19 protein-coding genes are annotated in these 21,420 nt (G+C 41.2%); 2 read left to right on the top strand and 17 right to left on the bottom strand.

Going from position 1 to position 21,420, the window contains the following annotated elements:
- Window positions 1-32: 32 nt before the first annotated feature.
- The 12 genes from HMPREF2904_RS03145 to HMPREF2904_RS03090 form a co-directional block, all read right to left on the bottom strand.
- Window positions 33-1,295 (bottom strand): DUF6287 domain-containing protein, encoded by a 1,263-nt coding sequence (locus tag HMPREF2904_RS03145; RefSeq protein ID WP_070659999.1) that lies wholly within the window; start codon window positions 1,293-1,295, stop codon window positions 33-35.
- 110 nt (window positions 1,296-1,405) lie between these two features.
- Window positions 1,406-4,450, bottom strand: coding sequence for a glycosyl hydrolase (locus HMPREF2904_RS03140; RefSeq protein WP_070659996.1), 3,045 nt, complete (start codon window positions 4,448-4,450; stop codon window positions 1,406-1,408).
- Window positions 4,451-4,542: 92 nt separating this feature from the next.
- On the bottom strand, window positions 4,543-5,934 hold the full coding sequence (locus tag HMPREF2904_RS03135; protein WP_141751189.1) for a glycoside hydrolase family 1 protein: 1,392 nt from the start codon (window positions 5,932-5,934) through the stop codon (window positions 4,543-4,545).
- A 16-nt stretch (window positions 5,935-5,950) separates the two neighbouring features.
- Entirely contained in the window at window positions 5,951-6,907 is a 957-nt protein-coding gene (locus tag HMPREF2904_RS03130; protein WP_371106544.1) for an acetylxylan esterase, read from the bottom strand.
- Complete coding sequence (locus HMPREF2904_RS03125) at window positions 6,907-7,539, bottom strand: SGNH/GDSL hydrolase family protein (RefSeq protein WP_070659988.1); 633 nt, start codon at window positions 7,537-7,539, stop codon at window positions 6,907-6,909. Before HMPREF2904_RS03125 ends, HMPREF2904_RS03130 begins: the two co-directional genes overlap by 1 nt.
- Window position 7,540: 1 nt before the next feature.
- Window positions 7,541-8,407: an ROK family protein gene (locus HMPREF2904_RS03120; RefSeq protein ID WP_070659985.1), complete on the bottom strand. Its 867-nt coding sequence runs from the start codon at window positions 8,405-8,407 to the stop codon at window positions 7,541-7,543.
- A 12-nt stretch (window positions 8,408-8,419) separates the two neighbouring features.
- Complete coding sequence (locus tag HMPREF2904_RS03115) at window positions 8,420-9,130, bottom strand: GntR family transcriptional regulator (protein WP_070659983.1); 711 nt, start codon at window positions 9,128-9,130, stop codon at window positions 8,420-8,422.
- A 37-nt stretch (window positions 9,131-9,167) separates the two neighbouring features.
- The gene (locus HMPREF2904_RS03110) at window positions 9,168-11,396 is read right to left on the bottom strand and encodes an alpha-galactosidase (protein ID WP_070659980.1); all 2,229 of its coding nucleotides are present in this window, start codon (window positions 11,394-11,396) and stop codon (window positions 9,168-9,170) included.
- 1 nt (window position 11,397) lies between these two features.
- Complete coding sequence (locus HMPREF2904_RS03105; RefSeq protein ID WP_070659976.1) at window positions 11,398-11,961, bottom strand: hypothetical protein; 564 nt, start codon at window positions 11,959-11,961, stop codon at window positions 11,398-11,400.
- Between the two features lie 32 nt (window positions 11,962-11,993).
- Window positions 11,994-12,818, bottom strand: coding sequence for a carbohydrate ABC transporter permease (locus HMPREF2904_RS03100; RefSeq protein WP_070659973.1), 825 nt, complete (start codon window positions 12,816-12,818; stop codon window positions 11,994-11,996).
- Between the two features lie 3 nt (window positions 12,819-12,821).
- Window positions 12,822-13,700, bottom strand: a complete 879-nt coding sequence (locus HMPREF2904_RS03095) for a carbohydrate ABC transporter permease (RefSeq protein ID WP_070659970.1) — start codon at window positions 13,698-13,700, stop codon at window positions 12,822-12,824.
- Between the two features lie 72 nt (window positions 13,701-13,772).
- A complete protein-coding gene (locus tag HMPREF2904_RS03090; protein ID WP_070659967.1) occupies window positions 13,773-15,068 on the bottom strand; it encodes an ABC transporter substrate-binding protein in 1,296 nt (431 codons plus the stop codon).
- Between the two features lie 231 nt (window positions 15,069-15,299).
- On the opposite strand from HMPREF2904_RS03090, the gene HMPREF2904_RS03080 reads away from it, so the two are divergent.
- Together HMPREF2904_RS03080 and HMPREF2904_RS03075 are read left to right on the top strand one after the other, a co-directional pair.
- Window positions 15,300-15,821: a DUF2975 domain-containing protein gene (locus HMPREF2904_RS03080; protein ID WP_070659961.1), complete on the top strand. Its 522-nt coding sequence runs from the start codon at window positions 15,300-15,302 to the stop codon at window positions 15,819-15,821.
- Window positions 15,822-15,831: 10 nt separating this feature from the next.
- On the top strand, window positions 15,832-16,038 hold the full coding sequence (locus tag HMPREF2904_RS03075; RefSeq protein WP_003006064.1) for a helix-turn-helix domain-containing protein: 207 nt from the start codon (window positions 15,832-15,834) through the stop codon (window positions 16,036-16,038).
- Window positions 16,039-16,302: 264 nt separating this feature from the next.
- Here HMPREF2904_RS03075 and metG read toward each other — a convergent pair whose 3' ends face one another.
- The 5 genes from metG to HMPREF2904_RS03050 all read right to left on the bottom strand — a co-directional run bounded on the left by metG (window position 16,303) and on the right by HMPREF2904_RS03050 (window position 21,414).
- Entirely contained in the window at window positions 16,303-18,294 is a 1,992-nt protein-coding gene (gene metG / locus HMPREF2904_RS03070; RefSeq protein WP_070659959.1) for a methionine--tRNA ligase, read from the bottom strand.
- A gap of 160 nt (window positions 18,295-18,454) precedes the next feature.
- The gene (locus HMPREF2904_RS03065) at window positions 18,455-19,147 is read right to left on the bottom strand and encodes a phosphoglycerate mutase (protein WP_003012031.1); all 693 of its coding nucleotides are present in this window, start codon (window positions 19,145-19,147) and stop codon (window positions 18,455-18,457) included.
- 146 nt (window positions 19,148-19,293) lie between these two features.
- Window positions 19,294-19,740: a Fur family transcriptional regulator gene (locus tag HMPREF2904_RS03060; RefSeq protein ID WP_080559845.1), complete on the bottom strand. Its 447-nt coding sequence runs from the start codon at window positions 19,738-19,740 to the stop codon at window positions 19,294-19,296.
- A 454-nt stretch (window positions 19,741-20,194) separates the two neighbouring features.
- Window positions 20,195-20,470: an HU family DNA-binding protein gene (locus tag HMPREF2904_RS03055; protein ID WP_003006038.1), complete on the bottom strand. Its 276-nt coding sequence runs from the start codon at window positions 20,468-20,470 to the stop codon at window positions 20,195-20,197.
- A 110-nt stretch (window positions 20,471-20,580) separates the two neighbouring features.
- The gene (locus HMPREF2904_RS03050) at window positions 20,581-21,414 is read right to left on the bottom strand and encodes a DegV family protein (protein ID WP_070659956.1); all 834 of its coding nucleotides are present in this window, start codon (window positions 21,412-21,414) and stop codon (window positions 20,581-20,583) included.
- Between the last annotated feature and the right edge of the window lie 6 nt (window positions 21,415-21,420).

Here is a 21,420-nt window from a genome sequence, read left to right as displayed (position 1 = left end):
TAACGAATGACCGATTTCTGTCCCACTCTCTTTTATTGACGGTAGAAATATTGATCAGCCGGGTAGTTGCCTGCAGATTGAGTGACCACTAGACGTGGCTTGCTGGTATCAGACTGGTCTCCATCTGGATTTTGGAACCCGATTTTCAGAAGTCCAATCGCAGCACCAGTCTCACCCATCTTCATCTCAACATAAGGGATCTTGCTCTTCTTATCCGAGTCCGCAACAGCCTTGAGGCTACCTTGACCCTTGACTTTTCCGTCTGCTTGGATGACGATTTCAGCTCCCTTGCCATTGCGCCAGGTTCCAGCTAAGCTTGAGAAGTCGCCTCCGTTAATGGCCGCAATATCCAAGTCTTTCTCTTTTTTCGGTTGTGGGTAAGCTTTCCACCACTCTAGATGGTAATCACGGTAGGCCACGTCCCCAAAGAGAATCCGACGTTCTTGAGAAGCTACTCCGTCAGGACCTGTCACACCCGCTGGGATCAAGTACAAGGTTTGCTCTTGCCCTTGGATCGCAGTCGCATTTGCCCCAGTGAAATAAACTTCATAATAGCCTTTTCGCTTCTTAGGCTCTTTTTCTTTATTGAGCAGGTAACTCGCCCGAGTGCCTCCACTCCAGAAGGTCCATCCTGTCTCACCATTTACAATACTTGGAAAAGCGCTGGCCTTATTTTGGTAATATTCTTCTGGAGTATAGCCGTAGAGTTTAAAACCTGAAGCTGCGATTTCCTTTTCATAGGTATCATTGGAATAAGCACCTTCAAACGGTGAGAGATTGCCATCAAGGACGACATCATTGGGATCTGTCGATTTGAAAAAATCCTCTCGATTGGCAAAGACCATCTCGTGGTCAGGATTTTTGTCAGACATGGTGACCGTGATCAAAGGCTTCTTATCTGTCTTGTATTTGAAGACACGAACAGTGACTGTAAAATCGGTATTGCCATCGGACTTTTTCATCTTGCCTGTCGAAACCTTGTTAGACCCTTCGACCTTCCAATCCGTGCTAAATTCAGCGGATACCTTGCCGTCAGCTGTTTGGTAATCGATCTTCCAGGCCTTGCCCTTTTTCTCGATTTTGGCTTCATCCCGTTCATTAGAGACATAGTCACCACTCAAGTCAATGGCTTTTTCTTTTGGCTTGGTGACCTTCTTGCTGGTCTGGTTAAATTCCTTTTGATGGTCTGGTTGGATGTTGGAGCTAGAGTAGAGATAGACTCCACCGATCAGAACAGTTGCTCCGACCAGCCCCAAAATCGGTCCCAGGTATTTTTTCTTCCACTTAAGATTCATTTTACTACCTCCATGGAATAAGATCTTTACACTAGTATACCCTAAATTGAAAGTATAGTAAAATTCCCCTCTATGTAGTGGTTTTACCTCTCCACCATATCAGCTAGAAACTAGAATTTATCGTTTTTATAGAACACTTTAATGAACCCAGCTAGCATTATGAAGACCATTCCAGTAATAATTGCCAAGAGAGACGGATTAGAACCTGTATTTGGTAACAATTTCGAATGACCTTGTTTTTGTGAATCAAAGTTGGGTTCTTCTACTTCCATCACCTTAGAAACTGTACTTTTTTCATCTGCCACCGTCCCTTTAGAGACTTGGCTTTGACTATCCGTCTCCTCTTTCTTAGATGTGATCGGGCTTTGAGTCGCTCCTTTGAAATCAGATTGTCCTTTCTCATCGGTTGGCTTCGCTTGTGTCTCTATAGGATCTCCTTCAGGGCTGTTAGGCTCTGTATACTCTTCTTTTTCTGGGAGTGGTGATGGCTGTGATTCTGGCAATTCTTTTGGTTTCAAGCCTACCAATTCATCCAGACTCTTAACAAAAGCAATATAATCAATTGTAACCTCACTATCTCCCGCTTCATCAGAAGATTTATAAAACTCTATTCCGACTTCTCGCGTTGCATCCCGATGTTCAATACTAGATAGATCAAAACGAAGTTCTTTGTAATCTTTCGATAGATCTTGAGACCCACTATCTACCCATTGCCAGCTATCCCCAACTTTGATAAAAAGCTTAGCAGAAAGAGGTTGGCTCGCCTTGACTCGTACAACATACCAATCATAGGAGGAAAGATCTGAAATTTGATTCACCTTTATTTCTGCCTTGTCGTCTTTCTTTAAAGCTAAGGTAGCATGTAAGGCTCCATCCGAAACTGTTCGTCCTTCTCCTTGCCAATCTGTACTTTCTTGGTCAAATGGATAAAGTTTCGCTTCATATGTCTTGTCTGCTTCCTTTTCAGGCAATGTAGCAAGATTTGGATCCGTGATTGCTTTGATTGTATCCATCCTCAATTGCCCTTTTCCTTTATCTCCACCTAAATAAAGAGCAAATTGCGTTACTTTTTTCAAACGTTCCTTGGTGATTTGAGCAGACTGATGACTTTCCCATTGAGCTGGCTTAAACTCTGACAAAGGGATGGTCACAAGCCCATGAACTCCATTGGAAAGGTCAATGTCTTTTTCAAAGCTTACGCCACCAACTTGAATCTGGACTGTCAAATGACGATTGCTTTGCTGATCTGCATCAAGTTCAAATTGAATAGCATTGGCTACTGACCAATCCTTATCGAAAGACAACTGGCGACCAGCATAGCCATTTCGATCCAATTGGTAATCATAGACGAGACGATAACCATCCTGACCCTGCCTTTTTTCTAGAGACATCACGATAGGATCCCCATTAGATGAGTAAGCACGCTCCAAAAGGTCCCGCTCTCCTAAATAATCTTCAAAATCATCCACGACTAGTGGATCTTGAGGTTGGCTTCCTCGTTTGATATATAAGCGATAATTCTGACTTTCAACAATCTTATCTCCTTGGTAATAATCAAATACAAGGTGGGCGACCTCTCTCTTCACATTTTCCGGCAGTGTGATAGTTCCAGTGTAAAAACCATTGACTAAAGATAAGGATACAGGAGCTTGATCATTGAAGCGAGCGGTGACCTTTGTATCTTCTGTCTTAGCTTTAGCAACAATAGTCAAAGTTTGATCCTTGATAAGGCTATCACTCCCTGGCTGTATTACATAGCGTGTAGAAATATGTGGGCTTGTTTGCAATGATTTACCCGTACCATAGATCGTCCCCACTTCTTTTAAAAAGACAGAATGAGGATCTTGATAGAATTTTTGGAAATCAGCCAATAACTCATGGTCTCCCCCAAGATTTCCATTGACATCTCGATAAGGGGTATAGAGATTATTTCCCATGCCAAAATTCGCCCAGGTCATCATATAGGCAATCTTTGAAGCTGCTGGATCCTTTTGTAAAGCATTGAAAATCCGAGTATACCAATCTAAGGTATTACCAGTATTCTTCAATCCTTGTGCGCTATAACCAAACTCTGTCAGAGCTGCTATTTTATTTCGTGCCTCCGCTTCTTTTACCAACATGGTTGTATCCTTTTTTAAAGCTTGGATATAACTGTCTGAACCAGGTTGGTTTTTATCATCGTAACTATCGATTCCTAACACATCAACATAGGCATCACCTGGATAAGTCTTAAAATAACGGTCATTTCCAGCTCCTGGTGAGTAGGCATATAAGAAGTTGTGAACCCCTTTTTGATCTCGTAGGTATTCAACTGTATAGCGATACAAGGCTTTATATTGTTCTGGATTGGTCGTACTTTCCCCCCACCAGAACCAACTTCCGGTCTGTTCATGAAATGGTCTAAAAATAACTGGAATCGTTTTACCTTCGTCTGTTTTAAGATTGTGAGCTAACTCTGCAATGCGGTCTAACCATTGATTAAATTGATTGTTTTTCGATCCTCCTGGTAAAATCTCTTGGACCACATTTCCTGAAGTATCGTTAAAATCTCCTCCTGTCACAAAGTTATGAGGATGGGTACTCATGGTGATAATCCCACCCAATTGATGAGCTGTCTTCATTGAATGAGTCAAATTTGCGATACTTTGTTTAGGATCACCAGAAACACCTGGTTTTTCATAGCCGTCAAGACTCAAGGTATCCCATCCAAAAACAGCTGGATAATCTCCTACAGCATTTTTTACATCCGAGTCTGTCGAACCCGCTCTAGATCCTTCAGAGGTCAAAGTTACTCCCTCATCTAGCGCATGTTGCTGTCCAAACAAAATATCCTTCTTCTTGTTTAGGTCTTTTAAGTAGGCATACAATTCTTTGGTTTCTTGACTAGCTTGATCATCTGTCATTGCGAGTAGCCTAGTTTCACTAGTTTGACCAGTCGCTGTATTTTCTGATGATGAAGCTGTAACAGTTGGTATTCCCTGCGAAGTAGCTACTTCTGATAATGTAGACGTTTCTGAACTCACTTGATTGCTTCCAGTAACCTCCTCAACGGTAGGAGCATTCTGCTCTTCTGCTGCCAATACAACTGGAGCAAATAAAAAAATTCCTCCCACTGTTGCACTTAATACTAATTGCTTTTTCATCCCTTGTTTCATTTGATTTTCCTCATTTTTTTAAAAAAGAGAAAACAACGCCCTTGCTAGGCTCAACAGCATCTGCAAGATAAGTTATTTTCTCTTATTTCTTTTTAATTTATCGCATTTTTTTCAATCACTTCTTTGAGCCAGTAACCTGATTTCTTGATCGTCTTCACTTGTGTGTGAATATTGTTCGAAATCAAGCCATAGCGATTTCTGTAGGCATTGGTCCAAGACCAGCAATCAATTGGCGTCCAAAGGTGATAGCCAAAGCAATTAGAACCTTCTTCAATCCCCTTGTGTAACCATTCTAAGTGTTCTTGGATAAAGTTAATCCGGTAGTCATCCTGAATTTGTCCATGTTCATCCATAAATCGTTCTTCACGTGAGACTCCCATCCCATTTTCAGAAACAAACCATGGAATATTTTTATAATTGTCTCGAACATTCAAAGCAATATCATAGATCGCTTTAGGATAGATTTCCCAGCCCTTGTCGATATTCATGCGACGGCCTGGCATATCATAGTTATCAAAGTAACGGCCTGGCATCCAGTCTCCAACAGAATCAGGAGAAATATCTGGTCTCTTAACCCGATTTGGATGATAGAAATTCACACCCAGAAAATCGACCGTATTGTTTCGGAACAATTCTTCATCGCCTTCTTCTGTTTGCCATAATACCCCGTCCTTCTTCAGAACAGCAACCAATTCTTCTGGGAAATGCCCGTGTACAGCAGGCTCTAAAAACATCTTATTGTTCCAAAGTTCAGCAAAGTGAGCAGCATCTTGGTCTTCTTTTTCCTCTGAAGCAGCATAAGTTGGAGTTAAGTTTAAAACTGTTCCAATACGACCGCCATCTTTATCATATCCTTTTTCACGGTAGCGTTCAATCGTTTTAGCCGTTGCCAAATTAAGGTGATAGGCTACTTGAACAGCTTTTTTGCCGTCCACTAATTTTGGATAGTGGAATTGATAAAGGTATTCACCGTCCACTACCACCATTGGTTCATTGTGGACAACCCAGTCTTTAACACGATCTCCGAAATGCTTGAAGCATTGTTCTGCAAAACCAACAAAAAGATCGACAACGTGACGAGATTCCCAACCGCCATATTTATGGTAGAGATCTACTGGTAAATCAAAATGATGGAGATTAAAGATTGGGCGGATTCCATTTGCAAGGAAGGTATCGATCACGCGATTGTAATAGTCCACTCCTTTAGGATCAACCGTATTGGTTTCCAAATCATCAATGAGTCGTGTCCATTGAATCGAAGTTCGTAAACTGTTTAAACCAACTTCTTTCATTTTAGCAATGTCATCTTCGTAGCTATTATAAAAGTTGGATGCTGTATCCGGTCCTACGTAGTTATAAAAGGCTTCGGGTTCAATGTCATACCAATGGTCAAACATATTGCTATGTTTTTTATCAAATCGTCCTTCACTTTGAGGTCCTGATGTAGCAGCCCCCCACCAAAAATTTTCTGGAAATTGTTTCATCACCATTATCTCCTTATTATTCTATGATTCTCTTTCTCATTTCATCGCTGAATCCTGGTAGGTATTCGTGACCATACTCTGGGTAACAGCTTAATTCTTTCTTCGTTTGCAACTCGTTCCATACTGCAAATTGTAATTTGGGATGACAGATGCGATCTTCCAATCCCATTCCCCAAAATACGTCAGCCCGAATCCATGACGCAAAATTCTTTATATCAATATAGTCTAATGTTTCAAAAAATTTTTTCTCGTTTTTGTGTAATGGATCCCGGAATCGAAACCAATAAGCTAATTCCTCATAGGCCGATTGTCCTTGATCCAATTGATAGGCTTTTCGAAAGTCGCTTAAAAACGGATACTGAACAAAGGCTTTCTTGATGGATGGGCTTAGAGCAGCGGTCACTAATGCTAGAGCCCCTCCTTGTGAAACTCCATAGGTCATGATCTCCTGTGGGTCAATCTCTTCCATTTGCTGTAAGACGCGCGTCAGCTGGTAAAGATCCTGATACACCTTTTTGTAATACAGATTGTTTGGGCCATCCTCCACACCACGGATCACATGTCCTTTAACAGTCCCACCAGTTGTAACCAAGCGGTCCTCTGACTTTCCACCTTGGCCTCTGACATCTAACGCAATTACTGCGATTCCTTCAGCAGCTAATGCTACCTTGTCACTCCAATCACCACTACTCACATGGTAACCATGAAACTGAAGAAGAGCCGGAAGTTTTTTATCCTCACTATTTTTAGGACGCAGATATTGACAATAAATCTCAGCTTCTCCAACTCCCTGAAAGCGCAATTCGAAGGCTTCCACTAGTTTCGAAGGAAAAGGGTAGGGAGTTAATTGAAAGGCTAAACTAAGATTTTCAACTTCTTGCTTGGCCTTTTGCCAAAATGCATCAAAGTCTGCTGGTTTTTGATGGGGACTCCGATAAGAACCCCATTGCTCATAGGCCATTTCTTGATTAATCATACCATCACCTCAAGATAGGAAAGTACTTGATTGGCGATGATGCGAGCTCCTAGGAGTGTTGGATGCACGCCATCCTCTCCTGTCAACGCTTGGGCTCCAATAAATTTTGCCTCTTCATTTAGCAGATGATCCAATGTCACCCATTCAAGTTGAAATTCCTGGGCCATCTTTTTTACAACCTGCCTTTTTTGATCCAAATCAACTCTCCAAGTAAGCCGATCCTCTGGAAATGGTAATACAAACGGTTCCAACAATAGAATGTCTTCGACACCCGCCTCCTGCAATTTTTGTAACAAAATCCGGTAGTTCGACTCGAATACTGCATTGATTTCGCGACTTCCAAAATCTGGCTGCCCTACCTGATGCCAAACATCATTGATGCCAATCAACAAAACCACCTTGGTGGGCTGAAGGCTAGTACAGTCCTCCAATCGATTTAGCAAGTCTTGAAGATGGTCTCCACCAATGCCCCGATTATAAATAGCCAAGTGAGGAACTTTCTTTTTCAATACTTCTCCCACATAGTGGACAAATCCTGTTCCCAAATCAGAGGCTTGACTCCGGTCTCGTCCCCATTCTGTGATACTATCACCGAAAAAAACGAGGCGATCTGTTTCTAAGATCTTCATTTTAGGCCCTCTTTTTAAAATTCGCAACAGCTCCTAAGAGATTAGCATCGTTATGGAACCGACATATCTTGATCTCATAAGGGAGATCCGTTATACCATTTTCTTCTAATAGTCCCTTCACACGTGAATCCACTTTCTCCAAAAGATCTGCCCTCACAGAGATACCTCCTCCAATGACTACCACATCTGGATTGAGAACAAACAAAATGTTGTAGATACCACGAGCTAACTCATCATACAAGTGGGAGACCGCTTCGATCGCTCCCGTTTCTCCTTTTTCCGCTCTTTCAAATAGTTCTTTTCCTGATATAGAAGTTGAAAGGCCTGTTGCTTTTGAATAGGTTCCAGCTACATTCACTGGGCTAGCTAGCATGCTCAAGGAATCCTTGGCGGTTTGAAGCATATAACCAAATTCCCCTGCGAAGAGGGAGCTTCCTTTATAGAGCTCACGATTGATCACGATAGCCCCACCAATCCCAGACCCAATGATGAAGAAGGCTGCATTGGTACTCTCTTTTGCCACGCCAAATTCTACTTCTGCTAGGGCTGCACAGTTGGCATCATTCTCAATCGATACGGGAAGAGAAAACAAGTCCTCTAATTCCTTGAGAATAGGAAAATTATGAAGATAAGGAACAGCGCTTTTCCCTCGGATTTCTCCAAGAACAGCATCCACTGTTCCGGGACTTGAAAATGCAACTCCTTCAATTGAGTTAGCAGCATAGCTTTCAAAGACCCGATAGAGATTAGCCTTCATTTCTTCCCAGCTTGATGGAGTTTGAAAAGATGAAGATTCTTTTAATTCTTGCTCCTCATAGAGAGCATATTTGACAGCTGTCCCTCCAATATCAAATGCTAAAATTCCCATGATTCACTCCTCTTAATGCTTGACCATCATTTCTACAGAGAACTGATCGTAGCGGTGTACACTGATTGAATACTCAAACGGAGCACCATTACTTAAAAAGCCGATCTGTTCTGCTACTCCAACAGGATCCCCTGTCTCAAGTTGCAATTCTTCTACTTCAATGTCATTTGTTTTTCGTACAGAAATCGTTCGGTGCCCACTTTCAATGTACAACCCTAATTTATCTTCGATATACGTATAAATGGAGCCTTCCAAATCTGTTTTCCTCAATCCAGGAATAATAGACACTGGCATAAAGGTTTTTTCAATAACGGTTGGTTGCTTATTCACCAAACGGACACGATAAATTTCATACACTTGCGTGTCCATAGGAATATTCAACTTACTAGCCACCTTTTCTGTAGCCGGAACAATTTCATATTGAAGAATTTTACTGGTAACCTCCTTATCCGGATGAAAGGCAGAGGTTCCACGCATTTGGTTATCTACAATCAAGCGTTCCATTTCTTCAATGGAGAGTGATTTAACAAAAGTCCCCGATCCACGACGTTTGACAATTAAACCTTCTGAGACAAGGATATCAATTGCTTTTTTTATGGTCAGTTTACTCGCTTGAAAGGTCTCACCCATTTCTTTTTCTGAAGGGAGTTTTTGATCAGGCAAATACTCCCCTTCAATAATTTTCTTTCGAACTGCATTTGCAATGACTTTATATTTTTCCATTGTCTCACTCAACTCTCTTTATTATTCTAGATCTTCCTTATTCTATCATCTTTAGATAAAATAAACGTGAATGAAAATCACCAGGCATTTCTCGCGACCAGAAGTCATTTTGACGTCCAATATAATTTTGGTTCAACAATAGTCCAATCGCTTCTAAATCAGCGCCTGTCCGTACTTGATCCACTCTCTTCTCACTGACATGATATTTTCCATCCGCAAGCAAACCTTGCAATTTCAAACGTTTGTAATTGGGATTTGGTTCTGCCAAAATTTGATAATGGGCAACCAGGGCTTCTTTTTGGTCTTGACTAACCACCATCCAGGCCTTACGATTAGAATCTCCTGTTTCTAAACGGTAGAAGTTTCCTGTATAGATTAAGTTTTGATAAGATTGGTATTCTTTAATATCTAGTTTGATTTGTTCTTTTTCTTCAGGTTCCAGCTTGGTTGGGTCCAATTCATAGCCAAAGCTACCAAACAGTGCTACATTCTTACGCATCTCCAAACTCGTAATCCGAGCCACTTGGTGATTCGGTACAGCTGAAACATGTGATCCCATAGAGGCAATTGGATAAATCATCGACAGACCCGATTGGATTTGAATACGTTCGATAGCATCCGTATCATCACTAGCCCAAATTTGTGGACTATAATACAACATACCTCCATCGAAACGAGCCCCTCCCCCCGCACAGGATTCAATTAAGATGTGAGGGTATTTTTGAATCAGCTTTTCATACAAGCGATAGACCCCTAAAATATAACGGTGACAGACCTCACCTTGTCGATCAGCTGGTAAATGATTGGAGAAGGCTTCTGAAATATAGCGATTCATATCCAACTTTATGTAATCAATTTCCACTTGAGAAAGAATCTGATCCATTTGTCCAAAGATTTCTTCCACTACTTGAGGATTCCCAAAGTCGAGGATATACTGATTGCGTCCATGCGAAATATTTTTCTGACCTTGCCCAATGATCCATTCCGGGTGTTCTTGATACAATGGAGTATCTTTTGAAACCATTTCTGGCTCAAACCACAGTCCAAATAAGAGTCCTTCATCATGCAGGGTTTTCGAAAGTTTCTCGAGCCCTCCAGGAAGTTTTTTACGGTTGACCACCCAGTTCCCCAATGAACCTTCGTCTCGATTTCGGTCACCGAACCAGCCATCATCCAGTACTAAGAGTTCCACCCCTAAATTTTTTGCTTCCCTCGCAATTTCTAGCAACTTTTCTTCATCAAAGTCAAAATAAGTTGCTTCCCAATTATTCAATAAAACTGGGCGTTTTGTATCTCGCCAGCTACTACGAACAAGGTGTTTCTGGAAGAACTGATGGAAGGTCTGACTCATTGCATTTAGTCCGTCTTGACGATAGACCATCACTGCTTCTGGGCTGTCAAAGCTTTCACCATCCTCCAACTTCCATTTGAATTGGAAGGGATTGATCCCCAGTTGAATCCGTAAAACATCAAAATTATCTCGTTCGATTTGAGCAAGGAAATTCCCACTATACAGGAGACAGAAACCAAAAGCTTGACCGCGTGTTTCTGTTGTCGTCGGCTCACAGACCGCTAAAAACGGATTGTGCATGTGACTACTGGCTCCTCGAGTACTTGAGATCTGTTGAACGCCTGTGTGAATCTTATCCCGTTTCAAGTGGGCTTCTTTTGCCCATGCTCCGTCTAAATGAAGCCATTCATAGTTTTCATTTGAAAGATCGAGGCTCAATGAGGCCAATTGATGAAGGTTAAAGTTTTGTCCACTCTGATTTCTGATTTGTTGTTGCCGCGTCAAGACAGCCAAATCTTGGAAGACGGTATAGCGAAGGTCTAGATAAAGTTCTTCATAACGATCCTTGAGATGGATGGTTAATACCTGGGCATCCGGCGCATCTGCAAAGCTTCCTGGAAGCCCCTCTAACACTTCTTTTCCATCCCTTATGCTATAGCCTTGATAGGTGAATTGGAAAACATGGTCTCCCGCTTCACTTTCCAAATCGATCGCTGGATAGCGAAAATCAGTTGTTCCAAAAACAGGCATTTCCTGCTTAATGGTTTCAAGAGAGGTCAAGAGACTACCTTCGACTAAATTATTGCCCGGACGAATCTCCCGCTCAATAAAGAGTTCGTAATCTTCCAATTCTGGAATGGGACTTCCAACATAGAGTTGTTCTAAAATCCCTGTTTCTTCCATCACACGAAAGATATAGCTAAAATACTTATTTTGAAGATGAAAAACCTGTTGTTCTTCCTGAATAAAAATCATCTTACTGCACCTTCATCTTTTTCACCAAGATGACAAGGTAAAAATACAAACCTGGAAATAAAAACCAACCAATAATATTTTTTGTGAGTGAAAACCAAATGCCTGCACACAAGCCTAGAAACAAGGTAATAGCAAACAAGGGATCTTTTCGAAAGAGCGAGAAGTTAGTCTCTTCTTTTCCTCCCTTGCCTAAGGCCAAAGCAGTCGCAAATAAGAAGAGAATACACCAAAGGATGCTCGAGAAGACAAAGGCCGTAATCGCAAGCTCGCTTACTTGTCGCATCATGGACATCCACGATGCAAAAATTCCGAAAAATGTCAGGGTCATTAGAAAGGAAATCATATAGGTAATAAGGGTTTGTTCTCTTTTTTTCCCTGACCATTTCCAGATAGATTCGTCTTCTATGTACCGTTCTTGGGCGCATTCTAAACAGTTTTGAATGGTAGCAACCCACGCATAGACCAATCCCTTTCGAAAGAGACTAACCCAAAACAAAACAGATAATTTACCAACATAATAGATTTTTTCAATCAATTGTTTTAGTTTGGATCTTTTTTCCACCATACTTGATTTCCTTTTCTAAGATGAAGTTTCTCCTACTTAACAGCCCCAGAAACCCCATTGTAAATATATTTCTGAAGGGATAAGAAGACGATTAAAATTGGAAGGATGACAATCACAACCCCTGCCAAGATGACTGGCCAGTTTGTCCCATAAGGCCCCTTGAAGGCAAACAAGGCTGTTGAAATAACTTTTAATTTGCGGTCTGGCATGTACAAGAAGGGGCTATAGAAGTCATTGTAGACACCGACTCCACTGATAATTAACATGGTTACGATTGGTGCTTTTAAGTTTGGAAGAATAATTCTCCAGAAGATTCCAAAGTAGCTAGCACCATCTAAAAATGCCGATTCATCAAGGGAAACAGGAATCTCATCCAAGTATTGTAAGAATACATAAACAGAAATGACATCTGTTCCCAAGTTCAAGAGGATAACTGACCAGATTTTGTTAAATAGTCCAAGACCATTAATGATTTGGAAGGTTGCTACCTGGCTGGTGATCCCTGGAATCAACATAGCCAAAACAAAGAGCATCAAAATGGGTTTTTTCAACTTGAACTCAAATCGACTCATCGCATAAGCAAACATAGAAGCGAGGGTCAATTTCCCAACCATACTCACCACAAAGATAAACAAGGTGTTTTTAAATCCTAAGAGCATTTGGCCATTCACAAAGGCTGTTTTGTAATTTGAAAAATCAAATGATTTTGGCAAATCCAAAACTCCACTGCTTAGGAATTCTTTGTTTGTTTTAAAAGATCCAATAAAGACCACTAGGATTGGAAGAAGGGCCACAATGGCTCCTGCCACCAAAATCACATATTGAAGGACCTTCCCTATCGAGACTTTCTGTTTCATTCCTTACTTCCTTTCATTCGTTGCCATTTTTTGAACGAGCGAGACAACAATCACAATCACAAGGAGAATAATTGCCATTGCAGATGCCAGTCCCACTTTATTGTATTTGAAGGCCGTATCAATGGTTTGAATCACAAAGGTCGTTGTTCCATTTGATCCACCAGTCATGATATAAGGGATATCAAATACGCTTAATGATCCGCTGACACCCAAAATAATATTTAAGAAAATGATATTGCGGATACTAGGGACAATGATATAACGGAACTGATCCCAACGGTTTGCACCATCAATCTCTGCCGCCTCATAAACTTCTGGATTGATAGATTGAATCGCTCCTAAGAAGACCAAGAAGTTAAATCCAGTATAGCGCCATACAGAGGTAAAGGCTAGAGAAATATTGTTGATCGAACGATCACCAAGCCAGAGATGGATTTGATCTCCCAATCCGATAGCTTTCAACACTGTATCCAAGGTTCCGTTTCCTTTAAAGAAATAAAGGAAAATGAAACCAATAGCTACCCCATTTAGTAGATAAGGGAAGAAAAGAATTCCTTTCCACAAATTCGCAAATTTCACTTTGAAAGAAAGAATGGTCGCGAACAATAGAGCTACTGCTAATTGGAAAAAGGTTGCAATGAAGTAATACAAACTGGTTTTAAATACAGTAAAGTAATTTGGATTGGTTAAAACCGTTTTATAGTTTTCAAAACCAACATACTTAGCATTTGTGCTATAGCCGTTCCAATCTTGCAAGCTATATTGGAACATTTTGAAGAGAGGGTAGTAAGAAAACGTCAAAATCAATGCGACTGGAATAATCGTAAAGGCAAAGATAATCAACCGTTTTTCTCGATCTCTTTTTGATGTACTTTTAAACATATTCTTCCTCCAAATCAAAAGCTGACAGGGTCAAACTCTTATTTCGTCTTTCTCTGCCAGCTGGTGATCATCCTATTTTTGTGAAACCTTTTCAATCGCTTCTGACCAGCGTTTGTTAAAGTCTTTCATAATATCATCAAAGCTTTCTTTTGAGTTTCCAATAGCAGCATCGATGATACGTTGTTTTTCTTTATCTGTAGAACCAATACCTAATTGTGATTCATCATTGATATCACTAAACAAGGATTCTTTTCCTGCTGGAGCTGGATTTTCTTCAAGCAATTGAACACCAGCCTTTTGACTTGCTTTCAATGATGCTGGATAATCCGCACCTTTCACAGTTGGGAGACCACCATTGTCCTTAGCGTAGTCAGATTCATTCACCAACCAATCCAAGAATTTACGAGCTGCTTCTTTGTGTTTACTATGCTTATTAATACCATAGTTGTAATCTCCTGTAACTGTCATGTATTGTTTGCCATCAGGAGCCGTCATAGGGAAGGCCATATATTGGATATCTTTTGCATTATCAGGATTGGCTTGCTGTACCTGTGGAATTGCCCAGCTACCTAAAACCATAACCCCAATCTTACCGTTTGCAAGATCAACTTTTGATTGTTCCCAATCTGAAGTTGTCGGATCAGCTTCAATCAATTTTTCTTTGCTGACAGTATACAAGGTGTTATAGATGGTGTTCATGACTTTACCATCTTCAAATGGAGCTTTGTCCGTCGTCAATTTGTTTGTGAAGTCCGCATCACCTGCAGCACCAGCTTTTACAAAGTCCCAGTTGGTTAATGTCCATCCAGCTGCATAGTTGGTATACAATGGTGTTACTTCTGAATTATGCTCTTTAACTTTTTTCAGTGCTTTTACAAAGTCTTCAGGAGTTTTTGGAAATTCTTTTACACCTGCATCTTTGAAGACTTTCATGTTTACGACCAAACCTGTTGCATTCATTTGACTTGGAATACCATAACTGATACCGTCATAGGAGCGATCATTCATCCCAAGGTATTTTTTAGAAAGTTCATCTTTTTTACCAAGTGGTTCAAAGAAGTTCTTATAATCTTGAGGTTTAATGTCAGATGGAATCATTAGGATATCCCCATAATCATCACTATTCATACGAGTTTTAACTTGACCCGCATAGTCTGTGATCGTTTGGACCTCAATTTTGATATCAGGATTTTTTTCATTAAATTGTTTAATGTATTCATCCCATTTTCCATTTGTTTCCCAGTCTGTCCGATGGTTGATGAAAGTAATGGTTTCTTTCCCGCTATCCTTAGACTCTCCATTTGAGCATCCCACTAATAATAGAGTTGCAAGAGTTGCAGCTCCTAATCCTAACAAACCTTTTTTCATTAGATTTGCCTCCTTGAATGAATTAATTGTTTTCTTTTATGAATTCATTATAACACAGAAATTTTAAAAAGTATATACTTTTTATTTAAAAATATATACTTTTTGTAAAATATTTTTAAAATCATCGTAAAAAAGAATTTTTTTATCGTTTTTCGATATATTTTTATTGACTTATTTTTTATAAGGAGTATACTATAAGTGAAAAATAAATAAACTTCAAGGAGGCTTGCGATGAAAAACTCAAAAACCTTAAAAAATATCATTGAAGTCTTAACGGCTTTCATTTACTTCTGTGGCTTTATGACCGTGGCTGCACTGGTCGTCCACCTGCTTTCCCGCATGGGTTTTTTCAAAGATCTCATTCAATCAGGTCGCTTGTCCTTTGAGGCGAATGGCATCCAGCTCTTCCCCAAACATCCGCAACCCCTCTGGCAGTTGCTCTTCCCACTAGCTTCAAGCGCTATTTATATTTTTCTTCTCCTCACCATTCGTAGCTTCCTCCAAAATCTCTACCAAGAAAAGATCTTTTCTCAATCCAACATTGATCTTTGCAACCGAGCTTGGAAGATTCTCTTGGTCTTGTCCTTTATGTCTGGCACACTTGAGACCAGCGGCAATGCTTATCTCCTTCCCTTTACCTTCCAATTGACCTTTAACACGGGACTTCTTCTTGCTGTCCCAATTGTCTGGGTCCTTGGCAAGATTTTAGAGAGAGGGATTGAGATTGCTGAAGAAAATGAGCTAACCATTTAAGGAGGTTGCCATGATTATCGTCAATCTAGATGTCATGCTAGCCAAGCGAAAGATGAAATCCAACGAGCTAGCTGACAAAATCGGCATCACCACAGCCAACCTCTCCATCCTCAAAACAGGCAAGGCCAAAGCCATCCGCTTCACCACCCTTGAAGCCATCTGCAAAGAACTCGACTGCCAGCCAGGAGATATCCTAGAATACCGGCCAGATGAATAGGGACTATATTCGGAGACTTTCCTTAGGTGAGGACAGACGGTAGCGAATCCCTTTGGGATTCCATACCTAAGATTTGAGCCCACTGTCTCAAATCTTCCGAGAGTCTGAAACGAAAATGTTTCAGACTCTTTTCTCACTGCGGAAGTCTCCGTTAACACCCATTACTAATAGGACTCATCTACCATCCTTGTAAAATTCAATGATGGGAACCATATCGACACAAGAAAAGCACTCCCGCGGGAGTGCTTTTCATATGTCTATCGTTTAGCCGATAATGCTTCCATTTGGAACAGATGGATCAACGGTTAGGACCGTTAATTGATCTCCGTGTTCTGCGGAAAGAATCATACCTTGGCTGACGTATTTTTTCATCATCTTACGTGGTTTGAGGTTGGCCACGATTTGAAGTTTCTTGCCGACCAATTCTTGTTCATTTGGATAGAATTTCGCGATACCAGAGAGGATTTGACGGTCTTCGCCATCTCCTGCGTCTAGGCGGAAGCGAAGCAGTTTGTCTGATCCTTCGACGCGTTCCACTTCTTTGACTTCTGCTACACGGATTTCAACCTTGTCAAAGTCTTCAAATTTGATCTCGTCTTTTTCAGACTTGAGTTCCACTTCTTCTGGAATCCATTCTTTTTCTTGTGGTTTTCCAGCAGTCATTTGAGATTGGATGTAGGCAATTTCTTCTTCCATGTCGAGACGTGGGAAGATTGGAGTTCCTTTGGCAACCACTGTGACATTTTCAGGGAAGCCTGCTAGGGTCAAGTTTTCAAGATCGAAGTCCAAGCCCAAGCCAAGTTGTTCCATGATGGCATTTGAGGTGTTCATCATGAATGGTTGGATCAAGTGAGCCACAACACGAAGGCTAGCCGCTAAGTGAGCCATGACCGCTGCCAATTGTTCCTTGTCCCCATCTTCTTTAGCGAGGACCCAAGGAGCAGTCTCATCGATGTACTTGTTGGTCCGAGAGATGATGTTCCATACGGCTTCCAAAGCGCGTGGGTAATCAACCGCGTTCATTTGCTTGTGGTATTCAGCGATGTTTTCTTCAACTACCTTAGCCAAATCTGCATCAAATGCAGTGACATTTTCGACATAAGCTGGAACTTGACCACCAAAGTATTTATTGATCATGGCTACCGTCCGATTAAGGAGGTTTCCAAGGTCATTGGCCAATTCATAGTTGATGCGGGCCACATAGTCTTCTGGTGTGAAGGTACCGTCTGAACCAACTGGCAAACTGCGCATGAGGTAGTAACGAAGTGGATCCAAGCCGAAGCGTTCCACCAACATTTCTGGGTAGATGACATTCCCTTTAGACTTAGACATCTTGCCGTCTTTCATGACAAACCAACCATGGGCAATCAAACGTTCTGGCAATTTAACATCCAACATCATGAGAAGGATTGGCCAGTAAATCGAGTGGAAACGAAGGATGTCTTTTCCGACCATGTGGAAGACGGTTCCGTTCCAGAACTTGTCAAAGTTTTCATGATCTTCTTGACCATAACCAAGAGCTGTCACATAGTTGAGAAGGGCATCAATCCATACATAGACCACGTGTTTTGGATTGGATGGAACTGGCACACCCCAGGTAAAGGTGGTCCGAGATACCGCCAAGTCTTCCAAACCTGGCTCGATGAAGTTTTTCAACATTTCATTGAGACGACCATCTGGCGTGATGAAATCTGGTTGGGATTTGAAAAATTCCACCAAGCGGTCTTGGTATTTACTGAGGCGAAGGAAATAAGATTCTTCAGAAACCCATTCTACTTCGTGACCTGATGGGGCTACTCCACCGATGACCTTGCCATTCTCATCACGGAAGACCTCAGCCAATTGGCTTTCTGTAAAGAACTCTTCATCAGAGACTGAATACCAACCAGAGTATTCACCAAGGTAGATGTCGTCTTGTGCAAGCAAGCGTTCAAAGACTTGGGCCACCACTTCTTCATGGTAATCGTCTGTCGTACGGATGAATTTATCATATGAGATATCGAGTAATTGCCAGAGTTCTTTCACTCCAACGGCCATCCCATCTACATAAGCTTGTGGCGTAATCCCAGCTTCTTCTGCTTTTTGCTGGATCTTTTGCCCATGCTCATCGAGACCAGTCAGGTAGAAAACATCGTAGTTCATCATGCGTTTGTAACGCGCCAAGACGTCACAGGCGATCGTTGTATAAGCTGAACCAATATGCAGTTTACCAGATGGGTAATAGATAGGGGTTGTGATGTAGAATGATTTTGTCATTTTCTTTTCCTTTCAAGGCTAATGAAACCTTATGTAATAACACTTCATTATATCATTTTTAGGAGTCCCTGAAAACCAAAAACCAGCTAGGATCTAAGGAAGACAAGCAAAAAAGCTGACCGAAGTCAGCTTTCTATGATTGATAACGAATCCTGCTATCTTACTTACCAAGATAGTATTCTTTTACAACGTTCAATTTTTCGTCAAATTCGAATACCAATGGTGGGAAGTTAGGGATTTCCACATCCATGATTTCGTCATCTGACAATTGTTTGATGTGTTTTACAAGAGCACGGATTGAGTTACCGTGTGCTCCTACGAATACGTTTTTACCGTCTTTAAGAGCTGGAGCGATTTTATCTTCCCAGAATGGAAGGGCACGTTCCAAAGTAACTTTCAAGTTTTCAGCATCTGGAATTACTGAATCGTCAAGTGAAGCATAACGACGGTCAGTGTGTGCTGAGTGTTCATCATCACGGTCCATTGCAGGAGGCAATACATCGTAAGAACGACGCCAAATGTGAACTTGTTCATCACCAAATTGTTCAGCAGCTTCTGCTTTGTTTTTACCAGTCAAACCACCGTAGTGACGTTCGTTCAAGCGCCATGATTTTTCAACTGGAACCCACAATTGGTCAGAAGCTTCAAGAGCCAAGTTAGTAGTTTTGATCGCACGTTTCAATACTGAAGTATAAGCTTGGTCAAATTCGATACCAGCTTCTTTGATCAATTTACCAGCGTCGATCGCTTGTTGTGTACCTTTTTCAGACAAATCAACATCAGCCCAACCAGTGAAAAGGTTAGCTTTGTTCCATTCAGACTCACCGTGGCGAGCAAAAACCAATTTTACCATTAGATGGATCTCCTTTTTATTCTCCGAGGTTTCCCCCGTTTATCTATTTTATTCTACTAGATTTTCAGTAAAAAATCTAGTGGCGACCATAGAAAAGTGCAATTTCTCACAAAAAAGAGCCTGACGGCTCTAATGGAATGTCTTTATCATTGTTTCTGACAGTCGGGGCAAATGCCATAGACGGTCATCTGAGTCTTGGTGATCTGGTAACCACTTTGACTGGCTGCTTCTTCGCGAAGATCTGGGACTTCAATGTCCACATCTGCGATACGACCACATTTTTCACATACCACGTTCAAATGGTCATGCCCCATGAAATCAAAATAGGTCGTGGTATCATTGCGAACCTTGATCTCAGAGACAACCCCCTCATCAATCAAAACCTTGATATTATTGTAGACAGTTGCTAGACTCATGCTTGGAAACTGAGGCAATAAATCGCGATAGATCTTCTCAGCGCTTGGATGTTCATGACTCGCCACTAAATAGGAAAGAACTGCTCTGCGGGTATCAGTAATCCGAATACCCTTAGCACGCAAATTTTGCAAGACTTCTTCCACGCGCTCTTCTTCATGACGATGCAATGCGTTCACTATGATCCCCCCTTTCCAATATGATTTAATCGATTCGTTACCCTTATTATATCATGTTTCAAAATAAATCACTATTTAGAATGCTTTTAATTAAAAAAAATGTCCGGGGGACATTTTTTTCATGAGCCTGAAAACCGAAAAGCGAGTTTATGTCCTGGGGACATTGATTCACGAGCCTGAAATAGATTCATCTACTCTCAACCGATCCAACTGGTCATCCAGCGCACGGTTCCTAGGATCATTTTGACCACGAGGATCATAAAGCAAAATTCCAGTACAAACCACAGCCCTTTCAGTAGATACAAAATAGGTCGGATAAACAACAAGGCAAAGAGTCCTAAAATGAATCGCATGGTCTTTTCTCTCTTTCTTTTTTCCTATTATACCCTTATCCTATAGAGCTGTCCAACAAAAAAACCACCCTAGAAATCTAGGATGGCTTTTCAAAATGCAATTATTTAACTGCTTCTTTAAGAGCTTTACCAGCTTTGAATGCTGGAACTTTAGAAGCTGCGATTTTGATTTCTTTACCAGTTTGTGGGTTGCGACCTTTACGAGCTGCACGTTCACGAACTTCGAAGTTACCGAAACCGATCAATTGAACTTTTTCACCTTTTGAAAGGTATTCTGAAACTGCTGCGAATACAGCGTCAACAGCTGCTGCTGAATCTTTCTTAGTCAATTCTGTAGCTTCTGCCACTTTTGCGATCAAATCTTGTTTGTTAGCCATTTAACAAATCCTCCAATTTTTTTTAGGCTTTACGCCTTAACAGTACTATAATATCTAAAAAAAGCCTTTAGGTCAAGTACTAAACCTGTTTTTTCAAACATTTATTCAGCTTATTCGTAGCGCACCAAAACTGCAAATGCATTCTCACCTGTATGGGTTTGGATAATCGATCCAGTTTCGAGAACTGGGATCGCATTTTCAACGAGTGATTGCAACTGAGCCTTCATTTCATTGGCCCATTCTGGTGTCCCTGCGTAAGAAATCCCGATCTCAGCCACCTTGCTGTGGGATAGTTTCTCTACCAATTCATCCAACCACTTCTTAAAGGTCTTGTTTCCACGTCCCTTGACGATTGGTTCCAACTGATGGTCCTTCATTTGCATCACCACACGGATGTTAAGAAGCGAGCTCAAAAGTCCGGTAACACGGCCAATCCGACCACCTTTAACTAGATTTTCCAAGGTAGATACGCCGATATACAACTCTGTCTTTTCTTTGACTTCTTCAATACGAGCTAAAACGGTGTCTAAATCTGCTCCTTCTTTAGCCAACTTAGCCGCCTCAACCACTTGGAACTTCATGGCTTGGTCTGTAAAGCCACTATCAATCACAGTTACTTCTGCCCCTGATAAGGTTGCCCCTTGACGAGCTGCCTCTACGGTTCCTGACAAGGCATGAGACATATGAATTGAAACGATATGAGCTCCGTCTGCTGCTAACTTTTCATACACCTCCGCAAAGACTCCAACGGGTGGTTGGCTGGTCTTTGGAAGATTTTTGCTAGACTGCATTAAGCGCAAGAAGTCCCCTTCGCCCAACTCACTGTCGGAATAAAGGACTCCATCCACCATAACAGAAAGTGGCACAATGGTAATGCCATATTCTTCAACCACTTCAGGCTCAATTGTAATAGATGAGTCTGTAACTATTTTAATATTTGTCATATTTTT

The organism is Streptococcus sp. HMSC072G04 (assembly GCF_001813295.1).
In the GTDB taxonomy this organism is placed as follows: Bacteria; Bacillota; Bacilli; order Lactobacillales; family Streptococcaceae; genus Streptococcus.
This window is presented reverse-complemented; position numbering and strand designations above follow the sequence as displayed.